Genomic DNA, 18,654 nt, shown 5'->3' with positions numbered 1-18,654 from the left:
TAGGCTTGTAAAAGTTCCTCCTATTGTAGTGCAAGCCGAAAATGGTAGAACCCCAAACAAGTTTTTACAAGGGTTGCAAAGCAACCCTTGTAAAAACTTGTTTATTCTGTTTTGAGCGCTTTATACTCTCATTTCAGGACTAGAAATAATAATGGCTTTCAATCCAATTCATCACTTCTTCTTCTGTGCCAAAGTTCGCAGAGTGACCAGTCTTAGGATCGTAAACACACCAGTAGGAATTACCCAAGCGATCAGTTTTTTGCCAAACTTTGGCTTCATCGTTTTGATTAAAAGTTGCTTGGGCGATATTTTGGAAGGCTTTGCCAAGAGCTTCCCAAATGTTAATAGGATTAGGAATAAAAGAGACTCGCATAATTTTGCTATCCCAATTGCGAAGGTTTCACACTTCCTATTGTTATCTTGGAGTTAGAGGATGCGGAAGGTACAAATTCAAACAATTTTACTAGTACAGTTAGCAAAATATTTCACTGTTCTAGTAAAATTAGTGAAAATTGTACTAGGTAATTTGAGGAGCGATCGCTATATACTGCTTTCACTATCTCAGTAGCGCTTGCCCTATGAGAATTCCCTTAAATCGCTCTGCCCAAGAGCCAATCTATCTCCAAATCCGCGATCGCATTAGTCATCTGATTACATCGGGAGCGCTGCAAGCAGGCGAGCAACTACCATCGATCCGTGCTCTCGCTGAAAGTGTGCAGGTAAACAAGTTGACTGTCATCGAAGCCTATAGTGTTCTTGAAGCTGATGGTCTAGTGTCTGCTAAGCAAGGCGCAGGCTACTTTGTGAATAGTGCGATGCTTTCCCCTGAGCGTAGCTCTACGCTTGAAACCGATCAAGAGGTCGTAATTCCTAGTAAGTGGGGTGAGTCATTTTTCGATCAGTATATGGATTCTCTGCAAGCGCAGCTACATCCCGATGTGATTGACTTTACTTCAGGATTTCCACGCCCGTCGGGATTAGAAGATCTGGCTAAAATTGCCCGTAGAGCGATGACTCAGGTAGCAGATGTACTGTTTAGCTATGACTTTCCCCAAGGACAGTTTACCCTTCGCAAACAGGTAGCGCAGATGCTCGCATGGAAATTGGGACTAGAGGCATCGGCAGATAATTTGATTATTACTAATGGCTCTAAACAAGCTCTATCCCTAGCATTTCAGTACTATCTACGTGCAGGAGATTGGGTAATTGTGGAATGTCCGACCTATCATGGCGCGATCGCAATTTTAGAAAAGATGGGCATCAAGGTGATCGGTATTCCCATGCAGAATGATGGCATGAATTTGGAACTGCTCCATCAATATTTGCGTAGTCATCAACCTAAGCTGATCTATACCGTCAGTACCCTGCACAATCCCACAGGAATTACCACATCGCAATCCCATCGCCGCGAGTTAATCTCCCTAGCGGAGAAATATAACTGTCCTATTTTAGAAGACAATGCCTATGAAGGATTGAACTTTGAACCAGCCCCTGCACCTCTCAAGGTTCTAGATCGTAGTGATTTAGTCACCTACATTGGTACATTCTCCAAATCGCTAATGCCGGGGCTAAGAGTCGGCTATATGGTATCGACTGGTAAGCATTATCAAGCTTTAGTGGAACTGAAACTGCTCCATGATTTGCATGTCTCTACTGTGACGCAAGCGATCGCTAGTGAATATATTGCCTCTGGACATTATCGCCGCCATCTCAATCACCTGCGTACCATCAATCATCAAAGACATGATCGAATGCTGCAAGCAATGGAACAACATTTCCCTAGTTCCGTACGCTGGACAGTTCCCAATGGCGGGTTATTTATCTGGGTACAACTTCCCAATCACACACCAATGCAAATTGTCGGACAGGAAGCTGCCGCACAACAGGTACTCATTGGCAGAGGGAAGCTGTTCTTTCCTGATGGGCAAGGCTATCCTGCATTTCGCCTCAATTTCTCCCAATCCCTAGAAGATATCGATCGCGGCATTGCCATATTAGGCAATATCCTCAAACAACATCTGGTATAGATTGAAGGCGCTCTGCGCCTTCAATCTATACCAGATGTAGCGCCCGTTAAGTTGGCAGTACAGAAATATGGGTTTCGTTTATAACGATGCCGAGCTACTTACTAATAATTACTAGCAGTTTTGCGGTGATGGATTGCAGTTAAGCCGTTAGATTGCAACAACTTGCCATTTTCAACGATCGCATAGACTAGCCAGTGGTCGCCACATTCCATTCTTTGCGCGACACGGCATTCCAAATATGCCAAACCATCGGGCAGAATCAGACCACCTTCCGTTGCTTCCACTTGCACATCCGCAAAACGATCTTCGCCGGGGGCAAATTTTTTCATGAAGTGTTTACGAAGTTGTTTACCCTGCTCAAGGATATTCAAGACAAAGCGATCGCCTTCGTACATATAGGACTCGATCGCCCGATCCTTCGCCACAGCAACGGTAAGTCCGGGAGGATTAAAGGTTGCCTGAGATACCCATGAAGCAAGCATAGCCGTGGAAATTTCCCCACGCTTGACCGTCAATACACAGAGGGAACCAACAATGCGACCAACCGCTTGCTCAACTGTACTTCCGGGGTTTAAGGTAGTGCGAACTTTTTTGGATCGCTTCAGGGCTTGAGCAAAATCCGTACCTGTTTCTTCGCAAACTTGTAAAGTAGCTTCGGTAGGGGTGAACTTGATCCGAATTGGCTCAAAGGCAAGGGTATAGCCTGCGTCCTTAAGTTTGCCAGCAATAATATCTACCGCCTCACCACTCCAGCCATAGGAACCAAATACCCCTGCTTGATAGCTTTTAGTGGCTGTCGATAGAACGATGCCGAGGGCAGTTTGGACTTGGGTGGGTAAATGTCCGCCTAAGGTCGGTGAACCAATCAGGAAGCCCGATGATTTTTCGATCGCCGCTTTAATTTCCTCTGGTTCTGCACTTTCGCAGTTAATCAACTCAACGGCAACCCCTGCCTTGGTAATACCCCTTGCTAGAGCATTAGCGATCGTTGTGGTGTTGCCATAGGCGGAGGCAAAGAGCAGGGCTACGGAAATATTTTGTTGCTTTTGATTTTCGCTCCATTGACGATAGAGATTGACCAGCTCATGCAATCCGTAACGCAGCATGGGACCATGACCGGGCGCATAAAAACTAACGGGCATATCCGTGAGCTTATCGAGGGCAGATTCCACCTGACGGACTTGGTTTGCCATTGTGCTATCAAAGTAATAGCGGCGATCGCCTAAGAGTTGACTCCAACCTTCATCAAATACCTGATCGCCACAGACATGAGCGCCAAAAAATTTGTCAGTATATAAAATCTGCGTTTTGGTGTCGTAGGTGCAAAGCTCATCGGGGTGGCGTGGCGTGGAGGTGGGAATAAATTTAAGAACATGCCCTTTACCAAGATCGAGGACTTCTTCACCACGCACAACTTGAATTTTGAGTTTGTCTCCGTAGGTTTCCTCTAGACTCTGACGTAAAGTGATCGCCCCCGGATTTGTACAGACAAAAGTGATGCGATTATTAATTGCTAGTAAAGCCTTAAGGGTTTCAATGCGGTTTTGGTTAACGTGACCGAGAACTACATAACTGATATCGAGAATATTAATTCGCTTGCGCAACTCATCTAGATAAATTTCCGTAAATGTGCCTCCGGGAGGATCGATTAGCGCTTGTAAATTCCCTTGAATTAAGAATGAGTTAGCCGTAGTTCCTTTTTCTAGCGCATATTCGATTTCAAATCTCAGGCGATTCCAACTGCGCGATCGCAGCGCATAGGTTTCATCAGCAATGTAAATTACCTGTACATCGCGGGGTTTAGTTGTAGTCACGATCGCGGTCTCCAAAATTCTAGACTGTTGTTTCTAGTGTACTGACAGTTGGGAACTACCAAGCATTACAAAACCCAATTGTTTCAATAAACCTTATTGATGAAATGTTTTGTGGCGAAGCCACGTCACAAAACATTTGGCTGTCCCTAATCATCACTGCCATAAGTCTTTGCCACAAATCGTTACAGTCTTTGGTCTCCAGATCAGGCAAGATCTACTTCTAAAATCCATCAAAACTGCTTAGGAAAAATCAACCATGTCAACTCAAGATACAGGTTGCTCTATTGCTCCCTATTTCAAGATTCCTGAAGGTAAGCTAGAAGAGTTTAAGTCAATCTGCGATCGCTTTACGGCTCAGACCAAAACCGAACCTAAATGTCTGTATTACGGTTTTAGCTTTTATGAAAATATTGCCCATTGCCGTGAAGCCTATGTAGATGCTGAGGCTCTATTGTTTCATCTACAAAATGTAGATAGCATTTTGCAGGAAGCTCTTCAAGTTGCCGAGCTTTTTCGTTTGGAAATTCATGGATGTGAATCAGAGTTAGCCAAGCTCCGAGAACCATTAGCTCCTTTTAATGCTCAATTTTTTGTCCTCGAATATGGATTTCGCAACTAATTAAAACTATAGCTGTCGCCAAGTGTATCAGGACATAAAACCCAAGAAGAGAAAGGCGGCGCGAAGCGCCGCCTTTCTCTTCTTGGGTTTTGCTTTTGTCCTAACATAAGTGACCGCAGCGATACAGTGCTTTGCACTTTCTCAAAAAACAAGAAATTTTTTAAAAGTGTTGCAAAGCACCACTTTTAAAAAATTTCTTATAGTCCATAAAGATTAAAGATCCTACAATGAGAATTATCTATAAATATTGCTATTCTCATTGGTTCAAAATATTAGTTAAACATACGAGCTAATTTATTAAAAAATCTAGAAGAATCAATCATTAATCTCTGCTTATTCTAGATCTACTAACTAATGTCAATCTTTGCAAAGCTTGATGAACAAATGTAATGCCGAGTAAATTTGATGCTTCCGTAGTAGATATAATTAAAAGGTATCGAAGGCTTCAATATGTTCTATACCAAGGTATAAAGCCTTGATTATAGAACTTAACCAATGAGTTATTAATCAAAAGTTTCTTGATTAAGTTTCTTAATTAATATTTAAGGCTTCAAACTTAATCCCTATTGATACAAGAATTGATCTAATCATTAATTTGGTTAGGGAGTTAAATCATTATGACTAGCTCGACTTTTGCCTCAGAAACATCTAGAAATGTTCCCAAAGAACAAGCATTAGTCCTTTGGTTTGAAGAAGTGGGAATTGCTGATATTCCGCTTGTGGGTGGGAAAAATGCTTCTCTTGGCGAAATGATTCGTCAACTTCAGCCTAAGGGTGTAAATGTTCCCAATGGGTTTGCGACCACTGCCTATGCTTTTCGTCATTTCATTGAAAAAGCTGGACTTGAAGCAAAATTGCGTGAACTCTTTGCCGATCTAGACATTGAGGACATGAATAACCTGCGCGATCGCGGTCGCATGGCACGCGCATTAGTCCTCAGCACGCCATTCCCCGACGATCTGCAAATGGCGATCGCCATGTCTTATAGGAAACTCAGTAGTCTCTATGGTTCCGAAGAAGACTCCGATGTAGCAGTCCGCTCCAGTGCCACCGCCGAAGACTTGCCCGATGCCAGCTTCGCAGGACAACAGGAAACCTACCTCAATGTCTATGGTGCGAATGAAGTTGTCGATGCTTGCCATCGCTGCTTTGCCTCACTCTTCACCGATCGCGCTATTTCCTACCGCACCATCAACGGCTTCGATCATTTTGATATTGCCCTTTCCGTCGGCGTGCAGAAGATGGTACGTTCCGATCTCGCCTCTTCTGGCGTGATGTTTTCCATCGATACCGAAACAGGCTTTAAAAATGCAGCATTAATCACCGCCGCCTACGGTCTAGGTGAGAACGTGGTGCAGGGTGCAGTCAATCCCGATGAGTATTTCGTTTTCAAACCAACTCTCAAACAAGGCTTCCGTCCGATTCTCGAAAAACGCCTCGGTACAAAAGAAATCAAGATGGTCTATGACATTGGCGGCGGTAAGCTGACCAAGAATATTCCTGTTCCCGTTTCCGAACGAGTCAAGTTCGCGATTACCGATGACGAGATTCTCAAACTCGCAGAATGGGCTTGCATCATCGAAGATCACTATTCAGAAGTACGCGGCAAGCTGTCACCGATGGATATTGAATGGGCGAAGGATGGACGTACAGGGGAGTTGTTCATCGTGCAGGCAAGACCTGAAACCGTACAGTCGCAAAAGTCAGGTAACATTCTCAGGAACTACAAGCTGAATGGTTCTAGCAATGTGTTGATTACAGGTCGCGCTGTGGGCGAGATGATCGGTCAAGGCAAGGCGAACGTGATTTTGGAAGTCCATAACATCGAAGATTTCCAAGCAGGTCAAGTGCTAGTCACTAACAAGACTGACCCCGACTGGGAACCAATCATGAAAAAAGCCAGTGCGATCGTCACCAACCAAGGTGGACGCACCTGTCACGCTGCTATCATTGCGCGGGAAATGGGTATTCCTGCGATCGTCGGTTGCGGCAATGCCACAGGTATTCTCAAAACTGGTCAAGAAGTCACGATTTCCTGTGCTGAAGGTGAAGAAGGCAAGGTTTATGAAGGGCTAGTTCCCTTTGAAGTGATCGAGACTTCCCTCGATAATCTACCTAAACTCTCCACCAAGATCTTGATGAACGTGGGCAACCCTGAAGAAGCATTTGGTTTATCTTCCATTCCCTGCGATGGCGTTGGCTTAGCTCGTATGGAATTCATCATCGCTAACCACATCAAGGCACATCCTCTTGCCCTGATGAATTTCGACACCCTTGAAGACAAGGCGGCAAAATGGGAAATCTCGCAACTGACGGCACGCTATGAAAACAAAGCTGATTTCTTTGTAGACAAGTTGGCTCACGGTATCGGCACGATCGCCGCCGCCTTCTATCCCAAACCCGTTGTCGTCAGAATGTCTGACTTCAAGAGCAATGAATACGCCAATCTGCTCGGTGGTCGCGCCTTTGAACCCACCGAAGAAAACCCGATGATCGGCTGGCGTGGTGCATCCCGCTACTACGATCCGAAGTATCGTGAAGCCTACGGTTTGGAATGTCAAGCTCTGAAGCGTGTCCGCGATGACATGGGCTTAACCAACGTGATTCCGATGATTCCTTTCTGTCGCACTCCCGAAGAAGGTCGTAAGGTACTAGCAGAAATGGAAAAACATGGCTTGAAACGTGGCGAAAATGGTTTGGAAGTCTATGTGATGTGCGAAATCCCCAGTAACGTGATCTTGGCGGATGAGTTCTCCCAAGTCTTTGATGGTTTCTCCATTGGTTCTAATGACCTCACACAGTTGACTCTCGGCTTAGATCGTGACTCGTCCCTCGTTGCCCATATCTTTGATGAACGCAATGAAGCGGTTAAGTCAATGGTTCGCACAGTCATTCAGAAGGCTAAGGCAAACCATCGCAAGATTGGTATTTGTGGTCAAGCACCTAGCGATTATCCTGAATTTGCTAAGTTCCTCGTCGAGCAAGGCATTGATTCGATCAGTCTCAATCCTGATTCTGTCTTAAAGACAATGCTCGAACTTGCCAAAATGTAAATAAAAAAGCGGTGCTTAGCGCCGCTTTTTTTGTACTAAAGATAACAAACATAATTGCTTTTGCCCATCCTTCGATGGTGCTGTTAAAGGCGATGATGATCGTAAATTTATCTGAGGCTATACTTCACGCTTGGAGGGAAAAGCAGTTCAAGTTTATCGGGTTTAATTTTAAATAAAGGACCTTTCTCGCTTACACGCTCTTTATTTGTTTTTCCATTACTTGTTTTCTTAATAAGATGATCAAGAGTAATTATTCCCTGTTCTAGCAATAAGTCGAACTGGGACACAATAGGACTACGTGTATGTTCTATTTTTGTAAAACAGAAATACTCAACTTCATTGATTTTAGAGGAATCAGCAGCAATCCAAAAGGTCTCCTTATGCTTCTTTTTGAGTTCATCATGAAGTGTGGCTAATTGCCAAATCGCAAAATCACCAATTTTTAATTCTTGACTACTTTCAACAAGTTGATCTAACTTTTCATCAATTCTTAAAAATAGACCTTGAGAATTAGGCTTCAAAGTACTGACTGTACAGTAAAGCTTGAAATCATCTCCACGTTTATACCCAAACTGATTAAGGATTTCTGCTGAACTTTTGAATTTGCTTAGATTCCAATCTGGAACTTTTGCAAACAATGTTTTACGGTTTCCTCGTTTGTCGCGAAATGATTTCAACTCAATACCTTTATAATCTGGTTCTTGGCGAGAGTTCATGGGGATACCTATCAAACTTTCCAATGTCCTCCCAATTGCTGTATCACCCGTCCCAATAGCTTGAATATGTCCGCGTGCAGCAATTGTTTTAATTTTTAAAAGCAACTCTTGGGCAACCTTGTTGGCATCTTGACTAATGCTACGAATTAGATCTGTCAATGGATTGGTAACATTCAGAATTTGCTCAATGTCAAATTTAGTTAGATTAAAAACGTATAATTCCATCCCAAACTCAAAAATGCCAAGCATATCATTGGGATCGGCATATTTCTTTAGCCCAGAGAACCAGATACGCGGATCGCCTTTTTTCGTGACAGGACGATACAATGAAGTCTGACTAGATATAAATCCATCTTCAGTTGCAATATGAGACTGGATAAGTTTTTTGTATTCTATTCCCTGTCCCTGCGTACCATAATCATGAATACCACGCTCATATAGAAAAAGCCTAAACGGAGCCGTGGCATCCATGATAGACTTTTGCAAGCCTGTAGCTGTAGGCATCAAGAAAGATATCTCGATATTTTCGCTAGTTAAGATTTTGATGTTTTTTTCTTCTAAAGGATTAAATAGTCTCATCAAATTAACTAGCCTGTTTCTCTATATTTTGTAACACCTGACAAGAGCTTATAGTAGATTTCAGGGCTTTCTTGAGAAGTTCAAATATTTTTTTACCCACTGCTTCAGCCATTAATGGGGGTACTGCATTTCCCACTTGGGTATATTGAGGAATCTCAAATCTCCGACGTAGACTACCAGTTGTTTCTTTTGCTCGAAAGATAAAACTATCAGGAAATGACTGTAGCCTAGCCATTTCTCGTACAGACATAGTTCGCGCCTCGTTAGGATGAACAAAATCATCTGGAAGCGATAGAACAGTCGGCGAAGGAGAATCCCATTGTAATGGACGTTGACTATGCTTTTTCGTAGATAGACTCATAATCCTTTCAAATAATTCCTCTATATCTTTTCCCAACACTTTGCCGTCAGGGGCTTTTGCTGGTAGTTTTATTTTAACTATCTCACTTTCAATTAGTTGTTTTCTCTCAAGAACAGATAAAGAGGAATTTGCTGCTAAATTAAAGATTTTTACTGGCACACCATATTTTTGGAATATCTGGTACAACCTAAACCTATCAGCTATATTTTCTGAATGGTTACGCAAACCATTATTTTCTAGTTTGTTTAATTGTATAGATTTAAGGATATGCGCGGGCATCCAACTAAAATCTTCACGCATTAGCCTTGCATAACTACCACTGGGAGAATTGTAACGTTTATCTTTGGCTGAAAAAGCATATTCACTACCTTTTAAATCCCACAATGCATCGCGAACAGTAAGAGTTTTTTTACAAGTAGTCACTGGGGCTAAAGTTGGGCGCTTATATCCAATCACTGGCGGTTCAATATCAAAAGCCGACTTCCAAAAACCATCCCACATTTCAGGGTTAAGTTTGTCTGCAATATCAGAGCGAATACCCAAGATCATGACACGAGGTCTATACTGCGGAACACCAAAATGCATAGCATTTACTTCAATAAGCTGAGTAACATAACCTGGCCACAATTCACGCAAAGCCGAGTTAATCTGCTCGATTGGAGCTTTTTCACCATGTTTATTAAAATTTTGCTTTATACCCAAAACATTTTCAATCAATACTGCTTTAGGGTGGAGCCTCTCAACCATTTCTAAAAATTGCCAAGGCAACTGATTGCGTAAATCTTTTGGATTTCTTTTCCCTGCCATTGAGAACCCTTGACATGGTGGACCGCCTGCGATTAGGTCAACACCCTCGCTTTCAAGGTTCTCCATTATATTTATATTTTCAAGAACCGCGCTAACTTCATTAACAATTAACTTACGACGAAATTGTTCATCAATAGTTAGGTTGTTGTATGCAATCCACTCATCTTGCAACTTTATTCGACTTATGAAATTATGATAAAATGTTTCGGCAGCCATAGGGGACTTTTCAACTGCCAACAACAGTTTAAAACCTGCTTTCTCAAGCCCTAGTGAGAGACCGCCACATCCAGCGAATAAATCAATATATTTCATCCTCTAATACTACATCAAACCTACAATTAGTATAAACAGGAAAAAATATCCGTTACCTATTTTTTGTATATCTGAGATCTTGCAGCATTCGTGAAAGAGTCAAGTGGGAATGGGTTTGAGAATAATTTCAAAGCCATGACGAGCAGCAATATCGGCACTAATTTGAAGATACCTGAGAAGTTTCAACCAAAGGACAGAAGGGAATAAAACAGAAAGGGTTAAATCACAGGTAGCTTTCCAGTCCAAGATGGGAGGAAACGACCATTGATCAATCCAATGAGCCAAAAGATAAGAAAGCAGAGAGAGGATAAGCCAACGATAAACGCCAAGTTTTGTAGATTGCCCAAAACAATGCAAACCAAAGCGATGTTTGATGGTTTTGAAGAATCCCTCAATCGCCCAACGCTTACGACCTAACATCACCAGATAAGCGCCAGAATAAGGATGAGAAGAGACCACAAAGCGTAACTCCCGTTTACTATCGGCTCTTTTGAGCCAGAACCAAGAGATCGTCAAAGGCGTACTTAGCCCTTCCAGTAAAATTAGTTGTCCACGTTTGCCATGGGGATAAAGTTGTTTGACGGTACGTCCATCTTGAAGTTTACGATTGTTGCGGACACCGACAACGATGCGCCAAGACTTGGCGCGGACAGCATTGAAAAACTTCACCGTACTAAACTCAGTATCAGCAAGGACAATCACAGTCTTGCCTTGGGTTAGTTGCTTGGGTACTGTCCCCAATAACTTACAAGCTAAGTCAGAGGGACTGGAGTATCCTTTGCCGCGCCATACTCTAAAACTCCATGGTACGCGCCACTCTCCATAGACCAGATACAGTACAACCAGATGTAGTCCTCGCTTTCCGTTGAGGATTCTCACCCATGGGTCTGGTTCGTTTGGGGTGGGATTGCTCAAATGTAAAAACTTGCCGCTTTTTTCTAAGGTGGTCAGGTCTATCAGTATCTTTAATGGCACTCTCTTCGATGGGCGATGCTTGGCGATTTGCCCCAAAATTGACAGCCTTGTTGCTCGAATTAGTCCTCTTGTTGACCAGTTATAGTGATTGAGAAATCGGCTTAATGCACTCGCTGATTTTACCTGTGTATGTTCTGGATAGGGATGCCCTTGCGCTTCCAGAAATAGCCCTAATATTGCATTCAGACTTGCTTTTTGATACACACTTGGCATCAGACAAATTAGGCTATACACTAAACCTTGGGCGTGCTTAACGATGCTTTCCATAATCGTTATTTAATTTACTACTACGCCCTTTTTTTCACATCTTTACTCTCTTTGCAACCCCTTTCCAGAATGGTGCAAGTTCTCAGATATCGCAATTTGATGTAGATAAATAGGCGATCACATTTATGGGTAGTGAGGGGCGATCGCTGTTTGATGTGGAGGAATAGGCGAACGGGTTTTGTGCGTGATGAGGGGCGATCGCTGTTTGATGTAGTGGGAAATGGGCGTTCGGGTTTGTGGGGGGTGAGAGTGCGATCGCTGTTTGATGTGGGGAAATGGCGATCGGGTTTTGGTGAAGAGAGGCGATCGCTGTTTGATGGTTGAATAGGCAATTAGGATTGCTGAAAGTCAACATTTTCATAGATAAGTGACAGTGGAAGACTAATATCTATGCTCGTTAATTGAACTTCAGGATCGTTAACGGTTAAATCAGAACTATTGATTGTTAGATATTCCCAAACCTCTGTACGCTCGCTACGACGATAGAACTCAATACTCGGAGAATCTGAATTGATGAGCATATATTCTTGTAATGAATCGATCTTTAGATAGTTGCGTAACTTAATCCCGCGATCGCGACTTTCTGTAGCAGGGGATAAGACTTCAGCAATTAAACAAGGATATTGTAAAAATTCCCTAGCGTTGCGATCGCGAGAATCGCAACTAACAACCACATCAGGAAAGTAATAAACATTGCTCGGAATGGTCATGAGTTTCGCATCACCACCAAGGATACGACAACCTTTACCACGTAAATGACTTCGGAGCAATACAATTAAATTAAGGGCAATTTCATTGTTTTCAAGCTTTCCACCTGTTACCTCAATAACCTCTCCATACTCATACTCATACCTACCTTCTTGTGTTACTTCCCACTCTAGATATTCTGTAGGTGATAGGCTAGGCGATAAAGTAGCAGAAATCATACATTTTGCCCACAAATTTTATGTTCATTATAATCAGAAATAGTGTTTGGCGATCGCTGTTTTGTGTTGAGGGAATAGGCGATCAATTTAGACAATATCTAACGCTTGAGGCGATTGATTTCAGCTTGGAGTTCATCAATTTGGCGCTTTAGACGTTCAGCTTCAGTTTCATTCTTATCTTCCTTTGGAGATTGTGAAACATCGACCGCACCAGTCGTATCACCACGCTTGTAATTACCAGACTTCAGATTACGATACTCTTCCGAATCTGCCCACTCACGGATATAGTGCACCCTCTCGACGGGGAATGGATGACTAAGCATTGAGCCAGCCCCAAAACCGTTATAGAGCATGAACTTATAGATCTGATTGAGATTGTCTTTATCTAGTTCTTGATAGGCATCGGATTGGCGGATAAATTCGGGCAAACTCAACTCATGGGCAAAAGCAGAACTTCCACCCGATAGCTTCATCATTGTCGAGAGAACTGTATCTAACTCATCAGTAACTAATAATGCAGCGCGATCGCTTGATAGTTCTGCCTTACGTCGCCATTCAAAGAAAGCGTAAATTAAACCACTGCTGACCAAACCACCCAAGCCAAAAGTCATCTCACTCAGGGTCGAAACAATGCTCATCACCCACATTGCCATCTGAATAAGCGTAGTGTGACCACATTTGATATGTCCCAGTTCATGGGCAAGCACAGACCGAATTTCTTCTTCAGTTAATAGATCGAGCAGTCCCGAATTAATCACAATGTAGGGATGATCTTTACCGAGAGCATAACTATTAGCCACAGGATTTTGGGAAACAAAGAGAACTGGCTCTGGTTGGACATCGAGGTCAGCGACGCATTCTCTAAAAATGCGATGAATAGTGGCATATTGCCGATGACTAACTTGAATACTATTGCCAATGTGGTAAATCGTCTGTGGACGCTCATACATGAACTCGACAAATTTACCCGCTACTAGGTCAAACCCCGGTACACTACGGAGTGCTTGTTCGGCTTGGCGATCGAGGGGATGCCGAAATGCTTCGCTAGAAATTCCTGTATAACGTGGCATATTTTTGTCCGTTCGTGGTGATATTCGCGATTTACTTCATTCTATCGCAAAGATTAATGGAGTATGTCGCCGCCCATTGACTCTAGATTTTTATTTAAAGGTAACATTAAGCCTATGGCGCAGGTTGCATGTGTCCCATAGGCTTTGCGCTATTTTGTAATTGTACCCAAACACCTTAGTTATGAAGGTTTAGGAAAGCGGCGTAAGAGTACTACAGTCCACCAGATCGTAAATATGACAAAGGCAGCTAACAAAACCAAAGGGGCAGGGAGGTTCAGCTCTTTGATTGGACTGAGATTGGCGATAAAGGTCAAATGAAAGATGATCACCATTAACAACATCGTGGCAACGCCAAGCCAAGAGAAATGCACATTGAGAAACTGTAAAGACTCTTCTCGGCGATCGCCTGATAGCCAATATTCGCGATGGGGCAAATTAATTACGGAAGTTGGTAAATATTTAAAAACTAAAGGCAGTAATACTGTAAAAGAACTAGTAAGTGCCAAGGATACAAAATAGACAATAAAGTAAACGAGTTTTGAGGATGTGCCATTGACCTTACCCGCTGCATCAAAGTGTGAACCGACAACATCTGGCAGTAATGGATAGAAGTAGACACTTTGCGCGATCGCTAAACCAAACAAAAACAGAACGATATACAACGGTAGTTTCATCGCTGTATGCTCCTTAGCCTTAAGAATATTGCCTAATTATCGAGGCGAACTTAGGTTAGAAATAATTTTGCAGGTAATTTTTTAAAATCTTTAACTCAAACCTAATTTAACGTGAGTTCGATAACGTCATTTGTGCGGCGCTTCGCGCCGCACAAATGACGTTAATTTAAAACTAAAACCTAAACAGCACCAACCTGTACTTCATATAAGTGTTGTGCTACCCACTACGTGGGTAGCACAACACTATCGGTTTGGTTACTAACTATGCTGTTAAATACCGAATAAATACCGAGAAAATGTAGTGTAGGCATTGCGCTACATTTGGATTGATGTAACAAAAATCCATCCGTAGGATACGTTATACCCTTTGGAAGGCTAAAGTATAAATAGATATTTATATGGAGTTAAATAGAGTGTCACCAACTGAACTCGCCCCAATGTCTGTTCACGGAATATCAGTATTAGATGAAAATTTAGACCAAATTAAAACTAGTGATCTGCATGTGGTCGAAACCTGTCCACTGCTAGCACCTGTGGAAATCAAAACCGAATTGCCAATTACCCCCGCGATCGCTAAGGTAGTTTGTAATGCTAGAGCGAGAATTCGTAATATTTTAAATGGTAGCGATCGCCGTTTGTTAGTGGTGGTTGGTCCCTGCTCGATTCATGATGTTAAGGCAGCTAAGGAATATGCCGAAAAATTAGCAAAATTCCGCGATGAGGTCAGCGATGCCCTCGAAATCGTGATGCGTGTCTATTTTGAAAAACCTCGCACCACTATCGGTTGGAAAGGTTTAATCAATGACCCACATCTTAATGGGACATTTGACATTAATTATGGTCTCCGTATGGCGCGGCAGCTACTACTAGACGTAGCGAAATTGGGCTTGCCTAGTGCCACCGAATTGCTCGATCCGATTGTGCCGCAATACCTTGCCGATCTGATCTCTTGGACAGCAATCGGTGCGCGTACTACCGAAAGCCAAACCCATCGCGAAATGTCATCGGGGCTATCGATGCCCGTTGGTTTCAAAAATGGGACTGATGGCAGCATTGATGTTGCCATTAATGCGATGCTTTCGGCACGTCAGCCCCACCGTTTTCTCGGTGTTAGCAATGAGGGTAGATCGAGTATTGTCACCACGACGGGCAATCCCGATGGTCATATTGTGTTGCGCGGTGGTAAGCAAGGTCCTAACTATGACAAGGCTCATGTGGAAGCGATCGCCAATCGTTTACGCGATCGCAATCTACTGCCCTACATGATGGTCGATTGCAGCCATGACAATAGCGGTCAAGATTACAAAAATCAACCGATTGTGTTGCAAGATATCGCCGATCAAGTGCGTAATGGTTCCGAAAATATCGTCGGCATTATGCTCGAAAGCCATCTCAATCGTGGCAAGCAACCTTTCCCCAAAGACTTGTCTAAATTAGAGTACGGCAAGAGCATTACCGATGGCTGCATCAATTTTGAGCAGACAGTTGAGACATTAACCGAGCTGGCTAATGCAGTGAGATCAGGCCGCTTCCAATAAAAAACATTGGGCGCTTTTTTATTGAAAGCGCCCAATGTATGAGAAGAGAATGGCGGCGCTTTGCGCCGCCATTCTCTTCTCAAGCGACAATAGCCATATTAGCGAACTAGACCTAATGGACAGCGCTCAGGTTTACGAAACTCCCATTTTATCGCTCCACCTTCTTCTATTATTGGTAGAGGCAGGTCTTCAAGAATTGGCGACAGGCGAATTACAAAGTCGGTATAATGCAAAGAATATGCCTCTTCATAATATTTTTTGCGGCGCTCAGGATCTTCTTCAATTTCACAACCAATCCATGCAGGAATGGGGGTATTAGGACGAGTTCTCTCAAAATATGACTTTAATGCTTCTGGCTCTATACCTTCGCTTATAGGAAATAGATTGGAACCTGTAATTTGATCCCATGCGGTGGTGATATCACTAGGAGGATAGGAATAGACTTCCACTTGATACTCACTGGGTGGAACTGAGACATAGCATTGTAAACAATCATTATCAGCGATCGCGCTTGCTTCTGGGATCTCATCAAAATCATCATCCCCAAGCACCCCAGAAACTACCATCTGTCCGCAGGACAAATCCAGCCGCCAACGCACTCTAGCAACCCATTCATCCCGTTCTTGTTCGTTAAGGTCGCCCATCACAACGCGAACATTGTAGCCATCGTCTTGATAGAGATCCATCGCCAAAAAAGCTTTCCTTTCAAAGATTGCTTCTTGCAATTTGAGGTTGTCATGATTCCAAATTAAGTTGCAAAATCCCTCATAATCTTGGCTCACAAAATCCCTTGCACCAACCCAAATCATGCAGCCAGCTTCCCAAAATCCAAACTCAATGCGATCGCCTAAAGCCATAGGTTCAGCCATAAAGCACCTCTTTGTTAAAGAAATCACTCTTGGAGCAATTTTTTAAAATTATAAAACGGGAGGACTGCTAAGTAGTTAAATCCAGAGTCTTTGCCTCACGCATTGCGTGAGGCAAAGACTCTGGATTTATAATGAAAATATCTCGATCTAAAAACTTCACCTATGGCAGACAAGACACAACGTATTTATATTCCGCCCGAAGTCAGAAAATATGTGTTTGATCGCAACACTTATCAATGCCAAAGCTGCCATAAAACTGACCTTACCGCCAAAACCCTACAAGTTGACCATATTATTCCCCTAGCCCAAGGTGGAACCAATGATTTCAGCAATCTTCAAACTCTTTGCGCTAAGTGTAATCGCACCAAGAGCGGCAAAATCGATCCGCGATTTCGGAGATTATTCAGTGACTAACTATTTTAGTTTTGTGTTTAATTTTGTGGCGCGGCGATGCCACAAAATTAAATCGCAGCATCCTAGGTAGTGATTTTTGATTAACTTGATAGGCGATCGCTATAAAATTATGGTTCCCTATGATTTCGTAGTTTGTAGAGATACCTGTGAACCCTGCTAGAACAATTTGTCTTGGCTTTTTTACTGTCATATCCCTAGGTGCATTTTTATTAATGCTGCCCATATCCTCTAGTAATGGCACATGGACAGATCCCATCACCGCTTTATTTACCGCAACTTCGGCTGTATGCGTCACAGGACTTTCAGTCGTTGATGTCGGCAAATTTTATTCCTTCTGGGGACAGCTATTTCTAACCTTACTAGTCCAAGTAGGCGGATTAGGATATATGACCGCCACCTCGATTTTGATGTTACTCATTGGTCGCAGATTTAGCCTTCGCGACAAAATCACCTTGCAGCAGTCCCTAGACACTCGCGGCATTCGCGGCGGTCTACAACTAGTGAAGTCGATTATTGCCGTGACTATTCTCTTTGAACTAACAGGAGTGTTTGCAATGCTCCCGATTTTTAGTCAACAGATGAGCTTTACAGAAAGTCTTTGGCAATCAATTTTTCTGAGCGTTAATGCTTTTAATAACGCTGGATTTAGCCTATTTACCGATAACTTAATGGGTTATGTCAAAACCCCAATGATAAGTATCATTATTGGGCTATTGATCATCTTTGGTGGCATTGGCTATCAAGTCATCTTGGAGGGTTATCTATGGCTAAGAACAAAATTTTCGCGCAGTCGTGATTACATATCCTTAAGTTTGACCTTTTGCGTAGCTACTAGCACGACGATCGCTCTTTTATTATTTGGCACGATCGCGATTTGGGTCACGGAATTCCAGAACAATGACACCCTTGGCAATTTGTCTCTATTTGATCAAATTGTGGCGGCATGGTTTCAGTCCGTCAGCACCCGTACCGCAGGATTTAACACCATCGATAATGGTAAAATGACCATAACTGCGATGTTTATCTCGATCGCCTTGATGTTCATTGGTGCAAGTCCTGGAAGTACAGGGGGGGGCATCAAGACCACTACTGCTCGCATCCTAGCAAGCTGCACAAGAGCGGCTTTACAAGGTCGCGATCAGGTAAATCTCTATAAACTCCAAGTCCCCAATGGATTGATTTTAAAAGCTGTAGGGGTAGCAGTGGGTTCGCTATTTACGGTGATCTGCTCCACGGGCTTGTTATCCATCACCGATCGCAATATGAGTTTTATCAGTATCCTATTTGAGGCAACTTCAGCCTTCGGCACAGTAGGTTTATCTACAGGGATCACAGGCTCATTATCCACCGCAGGACGGTTAGTGATCATTGCCACTATGTATATCGGACGGGTAGGAATACTACTACTGATGGCAGCGATATTTACCGATACCAAACCTAGTTTGATTAAATATCCTCAAGAATCAATGCTCGTTGGATAATTATAGAAAAGTGGCTACAGCCATTGGATGACAAAATTTTACGGTTCAGATGGAAAGCGCTTTACACTTACCACTCGAACCTTTTGATAAACTCTTAAATCAATGTGAGTTTGATACAGTCATTTGCGCCCTGCTTTATAGTACGCAAATGA

General features: G+C 42.9%; 16 protein-coding genes. 7 read left to right on the top strand and 9 right to left on the bottom strand.

The genetic code is table 11. The features are described from left to right. Nucleotides 1-139: 139 nt before the first annotated feature. Nucleotides 140-373, bottom strand: a complete 234-nt coding sequence (locus NMG48_RS20095; protein WP_271253177.1) for a hypothetical protein — start codon at nt 371-373, stop codon at nt 140-142. A 205-nt stretch (nt 374-578) separates the two neighbouring features. Between NMG48_RS20095 and pdxR the strand changes: the two genes are divergently transcribed. Further along, complete coding sequence (pdxR, locus tag NMG48_RS20090) at nt 579-2,027, top strand: MocR-like pyridoxine biosynthesis transcription factor PdxR (protein WP_271253176.1); 1,449 nt, start codon at nt 579-581, stop codon at nt 2,025-2,027. 101 nt (nt 2,028-2,128) lie between these two features. Here pdxR and NMG48_RS20085 read toward each other — a convergent pair whose 3' ends face one another. After that, complete coding sequence (locus tag NMG48_RS20085) at nt 2,129-3,841, bottom strand: diflavin flavoprotein (RefSeq protein WP_271253175.1); 1,713 nt, start codon at nt 3,839-3,841, stop codon at nt 2,129-2,131. Nucleotides 3,842-4,097: 256 nt separating this feature from the next. Here NMG48_RS20085 and NMG48_RS20080 point away from each other — a divergent pair, with 256 nt between their 5' ends. Together NMG48_RS20080 and ppsA are read left to right on the top strand one after the other, a co-directional pair. Further along, on the top strand, nt 4,098-4,460 hold the full coding sequence (locus tag NMG48_RS20080; protein ID WP_169364215.1) for a putative quinol monooxygenase: 363 nt from the start codon (nt 4,098-4,100) through the stop codon (nt 4,458-4,460). 617 nt (nt 4,461-5,077) lie between these two features. After that, a complete protein-coding gene (gene ppsA / locus NMG48_RS20075; RefSeq protein ID WP_271253174.1) occupies nt 5,078-7,513 on the top strand; it encodes a phosphoenolpyruvate synthase in 2,436 nt (811 codons plus the stop codon). Between the two features lie 107 nt (nt 7,514-7,620). Here the strand turns inward: ppsA and NMG48_RS20070 are convergent, their stop codons facing one another. From NMG48_RS20070 to NMG48_RS20060, 3 genes are all read right to left on the bottom strand, one after another. Next, complete coding sequence (locus NMG48_RS20070) at nt 7,621-8,808, bottom strand: MvaI/BcnI family restriction endonuclease (RefSeq protein WP_271253173.1); 1,188 nt, start codon at nt 8,806-8,808, stop codon at nt 7,621-7,623. Between the two features lie 4 nt (nt 8,809-8,812). Further along, nucleotides 8,813-10,288 (bottom strand): DNA cytosine methyltransferase, encoded by a 1,476-nt coding sequence (locus tag NMG48_RS20065; RefSeq protein ID WP_271253172.1) that lies wholly within the window; start codon nt 10,286-10,288, stop codon nt 8,813-8,815. A 99-nt stretch (nt 10,289-10,387) separates the two neighbouring features. Continuing rightward, entirely contained in the window at nt 10,388-11,530 is a 1,143-nt protein-coding gene (locus tag NMG48_RS20060) for a transposase (protein WP_271252192.1), read from the bottom strand. A gap of 150 nt (nt 11,531-11,680) precedes the next feature. Between NMG48_RS20060 and NMG48_RS20055 the strand changes: the two genes are divergently transcribed. Then, complete coding sequence (locus NMG48_RS20055; RefSeq protein WP_271253171.1) at nt 11,681-11,854, top strand: hypothetical protein; 174 nt, start codon at nt 11,681-11,683, stop codon at nt 11,852-11,854. A gap of 8 nt (nt 11,855-11,862) precedes the next feature. On the opposite strand, the gene NMG48_RS20050 is transcribed toward NMG48_RS20055, so the two are convergent. The 3 genes from NMG48_RS20050 to NMG48_RS20040 all read right to left on the bottom strand — a co-directional run bounded on the left by NMG48_RS20050 (nt 11,863) and on the right by NMG48_RS20040 (nt 14,200). Further along, nucleotides 11,863-12,456 carry a Uma2 family endonuclease gene (locus tag NMG48_RS20050; RefSeq protein WP_271253170.1) on the bottom strand — a complete coding sequence of 198 codons (594 nt, stop codon included), beginning with the start codon at nt 12,454-12,456 and terminating at the stop codon, nt 11,863-11,865. A 98-nt stretch (nt 12,457-12,554) separates the two neighbouring features. Beyond that, the gene (locus tag NMG48_RS20045) at nt 12,555-13,526 is read right to left on the bottom strand and encodes a M48 family metallopeptidase (protein WP_271253169.1); all 972 of its coding nucleotides are present in this window, start codon (nt 13,524-13,526) and stop codon (nt 12,555-12,557) included. 179 nt (nt 13,527-13,705) lie between these two features. Further along, on the bottom strand, nt 13,706-14,200 hold the full coding sequence (locus NMG48_RS20040) for a DUF1648 domain-containing protein (protein WP_271253168.1): 495 nt from the start codon (nt 14,198-14,200) through the stop codon (nt 13,706-13,708). A gap of 437 nt (nt 14,201-14,637) precedes the next feature. On the opposite strand from NMG48_RS20040, the gene NMG48_RS20035 reads away from it, so the two are divergent. Continuing rightward, complete coding sequence (locus NMG48_RS20035) at nt 14,638-15,738, top strand: 3-deoxy-7-phosphoheptulonate synthase (RefSeq protein WP_271255296.1); 1,101 nt, start codon at nt 14,638-14,640, stop codon at nt 15,736-15,738. 98 nt (nt 15,739-15,836) lie between these two features. On the opposite strand, the gene NMG48_RS20030 is transcribed toward NMG48_RS20035, so the two are convergent. Next, nucleotides 15,837-16,607 (bottom strand): hypothetical protein, encoded by a 771-nt coding sequence (locus NMG48_RS20030; RefSeq protein ID WP_271253167.1) that lies wholly within the window; start codon nt 16,605-16,607, stop codon nt 15,837-15,839. A gap of 162 nt (nt 16,608-16,769) precedes the next feature. Between NMG48_RS20030 and NMG48_RS20025 the strand changes: the two genes are divergently transcribed. Both NMG48_RS20025 and NMG48_RS20020 read left to right on the top strand, forming a co-directional pair. After that, nucleotides 16,770-17,021: an HNH endonuclease gene (locus NMG48_RS20025; RefSeq protein WP_271253166.1), complete on the top strand. Its 252-nt coding sequence runs from the start codon at nt 16,770-16,772 to the stop codon at nt 17,019-17,021. 146 nt (nt 17,022-17,167) lie between these two features. Next, nucleotides 17,168-18,502, top strand: a complete 1,335-nt coding sequence (locus NMG48_RS20020) for a TrkH family potassium uptake protein (RefSeq protein ID WP_271253165.1) — start codon at nt 17,168-17,170, stop codon at nt 18,500-18,502. Nucleotides 18,503-18,654 lie beyond the last annotated feature (152 nt).

This window comes from Pseudanabaena sp. Chao 1811 (assembly GCF_027942295.1).
Taxonomy (GTDB): domain Bacteria; phylum Cyanobacteriota; class Cyanobacteriia; order Pseudanabaenales; family Pseudanabaenaceae; genus Pseudanabaena.
Note: the sequence above shows the minus strand (reverse complement) of the source record. Positions and strands in the feature narration are given on the sequence as shown.

Coding starts and splice junctions, on each gene's coding strand:
- NMG48_RS20040 (WP_271253168.1), bottom strand. CDS start 14,200: ATGAAACTACCGTTGTATATCGTTCTGTTTTTGTTTGGTTTAGCGATC.
- NMG48_RS20050 (WP_271253170.1), bottom strand. CDS start 12,456: ATGATTTCTGCTACTTTATCGCCTAGCCTATCACCTACAGAATATCTA.
- NMG48_RS20045 (WP_271253169.1), bottom strand. CDS start 13,526: ATGCCACGTTATACAGGAATTTCTAGCGAAGCATTTCGGCATCCCCTC.
- ppsA (WP_271253174.1), top strand. CDS start 5,078: ATGACTAGCTCGACTTTTGCCTCAGAAACATCTAGAAATGTTCCCAAA.
- NMG48_RS20060 (WP_271252192.1), bottom strand. CDS start 11,530: ATGGAAAGCATCGTTAAGCACGCCCAAGGTTTAGTGTATAGCCTAATT.
- NMG48_RS20025 (WP_271253166.1), top strand. CDS start 16,770: ATGGCAGACAAGACACAACGTATTTATATTCCGCCCGAAGTCAGAAAA.
- NMG48_RS20030 (WP_271253167.1), bottom strand. CDS start 16,607: ATGGCTGAACCTATGGCTTTAGGCGATCGCATTGAGTTTGGATTTTGG.
- NMG48_RS20035 (WP_271255296.1), top strand. CDS start 14,638: ATGTCTGTTCACGGAATATCAGTATTAGATGAAAATTTAGACCAAATT.
- NMG48_RS20080 (WP_169364215.1), top strand. CDS start 4,098: ATGTCAACTCAAGATACAGGTTGCTCTATTGCTCCCTATTTCAAGATT.
- pdxR (WP_271253176.1), top strand. CDS start 579: ATGAGAATTCCCTTAAATCGCTCTGCCCAAGAGCCAATCTATCTCCAA.
- NMG48_RS20070 (WP_271253173.1), bottom strand. CDS start 8,808: ATGAGACTATTTAATCCTTTAGAAGAAAAAAACATCAAAATCTTAACT.
- NMG48_RS20065 (WP_271253172.1), bottom strand. CDS start 10,288: ATGAAATATATTGATTTATTCGCTGGATGTGGCGGTCTCTCACTAGGG.
- NMG48_RS20095 (WP_271253177.1), bottom strand. CDS start 373: ATGCGAGTCTCTTTTATTCCTAATCCTATTAACATTTGGGAAGCTCTT.